This window comes from Gemmatimonadota bacterium, from assembly GCA_016209965.1.
GTDB lineage: Bacteria > Gemmatimonadota > Gemmatimonadetes > Longimicrobiales > RSA9 > JACQVE01.
Genome location: JACQVE010000076.1, coordinates 1 through 4,774 on the forward strand (window position 1 = coordinate 1; position 4,774 = coordinate 4,774).

Below are 4,774 nucleotides of genomic sequence, written 5' to 3' on the forward strand. Positions count from 1 at the left end.
CCACTGAGCTGCCCGGGCAGGCGGCTCGCCACTTGGGTTCTGAGGCATTGGTTGCTCATGACCCCGGGATGAAGCACGTGCCTGATCACGGGGTCGCTGCGCCAGGCACGCCAGCGGGCCGAGCGGCAAGGAAGTGCCGCCGTCGAGCTGGCTCAACGGCTGGAAGGGCAAGCCGCTGAGCTGGCGCAGCAGATCGAGGGCGCCCGCAAACTGGCCGCGCGGCTAGCGGAAGCGCAGCACTTCACGCACATCGGGAGCTGGGAGTGGGATATCGCGCCCAACGTGGTGACGTGGTCCGACGAGCTTTACCGCGTGTACGGCCTGGCGCCGGGCGAAGTGCCGATCACCTATCAGGGGTTCCTGGAGCGGGTACATCCCGAGGACCGGGATCGGGTGCGGGGCCTGGTCGAGCGAACTTACCGTGAGCACGTACCGCTTGACTTCGAGCACCGCATCGTGCGCCCCGATGGCAGCGTGCGAACCCCTTCACGGCCGCGGCCTCGTGGTACTGGATGAGCGTGGTCAGCCCGTGCGCATGGTGGGCACGGGGCAGGACATCACGGAACGGAAGCAGGCGGAAGATCGGGAGGCCCAACTGCTCCGCGAGCAGAGCGCCCGCGCCCAGGCGGAAGCAGCGAATCGCGGCAAAGCGGAGTTTCTGGCCGTGTTGAAGGCGGGGCGAATCATCTGAGCCGCTCCGAACTACGGGGAAAGGAAGCGGATCTCGTAGGGCTGCAGCGCTTCCATCGCCCGGGACCCGCGCGCCCACCGAACCAGCGCATGCGCAACCCGCGACCCCTTGCGTGGCAACTTGTGTGTCAGGATCAAAACACCCGCATGCGCCTTGCCTGCCGCGAACGCATCGCGGGTCGCCTCGATAAAGTCGTTCCGGTTGTACGTGACCAGAATTCTCTGAGCGGCGGCGGCAAGCGCCAGATGCACCTCATCTGGCCGGGGCGTAGGTCCAACTTCGTGCGCACTGACAATGTCCAGGCCCAGAGAGCGTCCAATCTGCGCAGCAGCCAGTGGCACATCTTCGTCCAGGTAAAAGCGCAGTGAAGCCGCCGCGGCTGCACTCACCCACGTTCCGTGGCGCTACCGGCTGGTCGCGTAAAGGGGAACTCCTCCGCCACACGATCAGGCGTCCAGTACGCCTCGAGCTCGAGGCGGTCGTCGATCCCCCCAGGATAGAGACGGTAGAAGTTCAGGGCCGCGCGAAGCTGCGCCTCGAAAAGCTCTGCGTACGACTCGCGAAGGACACCCCAGTTCTCCCCAGCTTCTTTCCAGGTCGCTACGATCTCCCACACCTCGAGCCCCGAGAACGCAACGGCCGCCCGTCGACCTCCACGACCTTCCACGAAAACAATCCCCGGAGCGCGACTCATGCGCACAGCCTCCTCCACCAGCGAGAGCACACCCGACGACCACTCGCGCTCCCCCCGCCGCTTCAACTCACGGTTGATCTCCTTGTCCAGTTCCTCTGGCACGCGCAGGCTGTGGGGTACGGCTGGCATCAACACCTCCGCTCCGCGACTCTCTGAATGCATTGTAATACATTGTACACGAGGCGGCAAGCGGGGGGGCTTCTAACCGCTGCCCGGCGAGGCTCATCCCCGTAGCGCCTTCCCGCTCTTGCCCCAGGATGCGGGCGCGGACTACGTAGTTCACGCCCAGCTCACCCCAGGTGGCGGCGTAGAGCTGATCTCCCCGGACGATGAAGGGGCTATAGCCTCCGAACCCGAAATTAGTGTGGACCCGGCACAGGGGCGTCATTCGCGTCAAGACGAGCCCCCCTTGCCTGCAATGCGGGCGCGGACGACGTAGCCGACGTCGAGCTCGTCGCGGGTGACCCCGTACAACAGGTTGCCCCGCACGACGGGCGGGGGCGTGGAAGACAGGCGAAACGGCGGCCTGATCTGCCCCAGGTAGCGCCCCTCGGGATCGAAGATGTCCCAGGGCGCGTGCTCTTCTCCGGCCGGCACCGATGGGTTCACCCAGAGGAAGCCGTCCGCATCCACGAAGAAATCGGCGAAGGCGGGCTTGCGGTCCGGAAGTCGCGAAAGGTCCACCTCTCCCCCCTGCGAGGTGAACCATTTGAGACGTTCGAGGGCGTCTTCCCTGTCCTTGCTTGTGAGGGGCACGGCTTCATACTGCCGCTCGATGATCCGAACCGTATCCCCTTCCAGGCGCCGCTGGTAGACGCGGTACGCGTCGCTCACGCCGAACCAGAGATAGCCTCTCGGATCGAAGAGCCATTCGAGCACGGCTGTGAAGGGAACCGAAGCAGCTATTCGGCTGATGCCGCCGCCCTTCGAGACCGAGGTCTTCTCGAATCGCTCTCCCCGATGATAGGGCAGGTCGAAGGTGTCCTCGGGCTGCAGGTCAGGGCCGAACCGCACCAGGCTGCCGGCGGCGCCGAAGACGAAAAGATAGTCATAGAGCCGGCCCGCGGTATCAACGCCGCCCATCCAGGGCACGCTATGGCTGGCAATCGGCCGAGGATAGCTGGTCAGGAAGGCGCCAGCCGTATCGAAGGCCGAATAGCGTGCGTTGGCCGGGTCGACCACCCACAGGCGCCCCTGCGGATCCCATTCCATCCCCACGGGGGACTCGAACTCGCCCGGTCCCCCGCCCTTCTCCCCTATCGTGCGGACATGTTCTCCGTGGGCGGCAAAAACGCGGATCTCCCTGGCCTGCGTCTCGAGGACGTACACCCGGCCGTACTCGTCGACGCTCAGGTCGCCGATCTGACCAAAAACTTCCGGCCCTGCGCCCTCGAGGCTGCCGATCCTGAGCTCCTCGACCAGTCGCCAGGCCGTCGAGGAGTCCCAAACCCCGGTGGCCGGGTTGCTGACCTGCACAGTGCCGCCGGGGAGCGTGTCCGCCGTCCCCACCCAACGCCCGTCGGCGTGGTCGCCCGCGCCGCACGCTGCGAGCACAAGAGCGGCGGCCAGGTGCGCCAGAAGTCGTCCGTATTTCCGAGCAGCCGTCGTCGTCACCCGTCCTCCTGCGTTCAGGAAGGCCGAACTGCTTTGCAATGCTCGCTGGCAGCTTCAGTTTCCGCTGGTCAGCGGCCGGACACCCAGCCCGTCGGCTTCATGTCCCGCTCGAAGCCGTGTCAGCCGCCGCCGCTCCGGCCGCCGCTCGAACAGCAGGTAGAGCGCGGGGGTGACCGTAAGCACCAGCAGGGTCGAGCTGGTCAGCCCGCCAATCAGCGCGTAGCCCAGCGCGTTCCAGATGTTGGCGTCGGCCGCCCCGCTGAAGAGCACAAGCGGCAGCAGCCCGAACACGGTGGTGGCGCTGGTCATGAGGATGGGCCGGACGCGCTCGAGGGTGCCGCGCAGGATGGCGGACTCGAGGGCCAGTCCCGCGCCGCGCCGGAGCTGGTTCACGTGGTCGATGAGCAGGATCGCGTTGTTCACCACAATGCCCCCCATCATGATGACGCCGACATAGGCCTCGCGGGTGAAGCTCGCGCCCGTGTAGAAGAACATCAGGAACACGCCGATCAGCGCCATGGGCACGGCTAAGAGCACGCAGAGCGGCTGGCGCAGTGACTCGAACAACGCGGCCGTGGTCATGAAGATCAGCACCAGCGACACAGCCAGCACGCCGTAGATCTGCCGCTTCTCCTCGACGGACCAGCGCCATTCCTCCTTGCCCACAATGTTGTAGCCGGGCGGAACACTGGTCGAGCCGATCACGGCCTCGTGCACCCTGTCGCCCAGCTTGGGCGGCCCGCGGAACTCGTAGGCTACGCGACGCTGGTACTGCTGGTCCTCGCGCAGGATGCGGCTCAGCACCTGGCGCTCCTCGAGCGTTGCCACGTCCGCCAGCCGCACCGCCTCGCCGGTGGGCGCGGGGATGAGCAGGTTCTGCAGCTCGAGCAGGTCCAGGCGACGATGCCCTTCCAGCTTGACGGCGAAGCGGACCTCCTCGCCTGCCAGCCGGAGCTGCGCCCGGCGCGTCTGCCCCTGCACTGCGGCGTTGACGCGCAACGCCACATCGCGCGCGCTCAGGTCGTGCAGCGCCAGGCGGCGGCGGTCCACGCGCAGGACCAGCTCCGTCGCTTTGTCGCGCTGGAACCAGCGGTCGGAAGCGTTCGTGTCCACATCGCGGATGCGGGAGAAGCGGCGCAGCGAGCGGGCCAGGCCTTCGGCGATCTGGCGCACCGTCTCGTAGTTGTAGCCCAGCACCTGGATGGAGTAGTTGGGCGGGCTCGAGCCGCTGCCGTAAAAGCTAGGGCCGAAGCCGTAGACGTGGACGTCGGCGCCGCCGAAGCCATAGCCAAAGGCGACGAGCTGCTCCTTGATGACCAGCGGCACGGCGGTCGTCTCGAGCGAGTCCGGGAAAGTCACGCGGATGCTGGCCGCCTGCGGCCGCACCCGTGTCTCGAAGCGCTCGACCTCGGGCATGGCCAGCAGCCGCGCCTCGAAGTAGCGCGCCAGCTCGTCGGTGCGCTCGAGCTCCTCGCCTCGGGGCAGCGAGATCTGGATCGAGATATAGGTGTCAGTGCCCCACCACCTGCCCCACAGCACGCCACGGCTGACGTACTTGTCAAAGAGGTGGTAGGAGCCGCCCAGCCCAGCCAGGGCCAGCGCCAGGGTCACCCAGGGGTGGCGCAGCGTCAGGCCGACCAGTCCGGCATAGAAGCGGACGTAGAAGGGCGTGTGAGGCGCCGCGCGCGAGCGCGCGCCTTCCCCCTTTCCCAGGATCCGGGACGCGAGAGCGGGAATGAACGTGAACGCGACGAAGAGGCTGGCCAGCAGGCTAA

Annotated in this window: 6 protein-coding genes; 2 read left to right on the top strand and 4 right to left on the bottom strand. The window is 66.9% G+C overall.

Annotation, left to right across the window (positions count from 1 at the left end):
• Window positions 1-282: 282 nt before the first annotated feature.
• Both HY703_03290 and HY703_03295 read left to right on the top strand, forming a co-directional pair.
• Window positions 283-516 carry a PAS domain-containing protein gene (locus HY703_03290; protein MBI4544202.1) on the top strand — a complete coding sequence of 78 codons (234 nt, stop codon included), beginning with the start codon at window positions 283-285 and terminating at the stop codon, window positions 514-516.
• Window positions 467-691: a hypothetical protein gene (locus HY703_03295; GenBank protein MBI4544203.1), complete on the top strand. Its 225-nt coding sequence runs from the start codon at window positions 467-469 to the stop codon at window positions 689-691. The genes HY703_03290 and HY703_03295 overlap by 50 nt, the downstream gene beginning before the upstream one ends.
• An 11-nt stretch (window positions 692-702) precedes the next feature.
• On the opposite strand, the gene HY703_03300 is transcribed toward HY703_03295, so the two are convergent.
• The 4 genes from HY703_03300 to HY703_03315 all read right to left on the bottom strand — a co-directional run.
• Window positions 703-1,080 (bottom strand): DUF5615 family PIN-like protein, encoded by a 378-nt coding sequence (locus tag HY703_03300; GenBank protein ID MBI4544204.1) that lies wholly within the window; start codon window positions 1,078-1,080, stop codon window positions 703-705.
• Window positions 1,077-1,514, bottom strand: a complete 438-nt coding sequence (locus HY703_03305) for a hypothetical protein (protein ID MBI4544205.1) — start codon at window positions 1,512-1,514, stop codon at window positions 1,077-1,079. The genes HY703_03300 and HY703_03305 overlap by 4 nt, the downstream gene beginning before the upstream one ends.
• Before the next feature lie 264 nt (window positions 1,515-1,778).
• Window positions 1,779-2,999 carry a hypothetical protein gene (locus tag HY703_03310; GenBank protein MBI4544206.1) on the bottom strand — a complete coding sequence of 407 codons (1,221 nt, stop codon included), beginning with the start codon at window positions 2,997-2,999 and terminating at the stop codon, window positions 1,779-1,781.
• A 54-nt stretch (window positions 3,000-3,053) separates the two neighbouring features.
• Window positions 3,054-4,774: efflux RND transporter permease subunit (locus tag HY703_03315; GenBank protein MBI4544207.1), on the bottom strand; the 1,721-nt coding region annotated here is incomplete at its 5' end.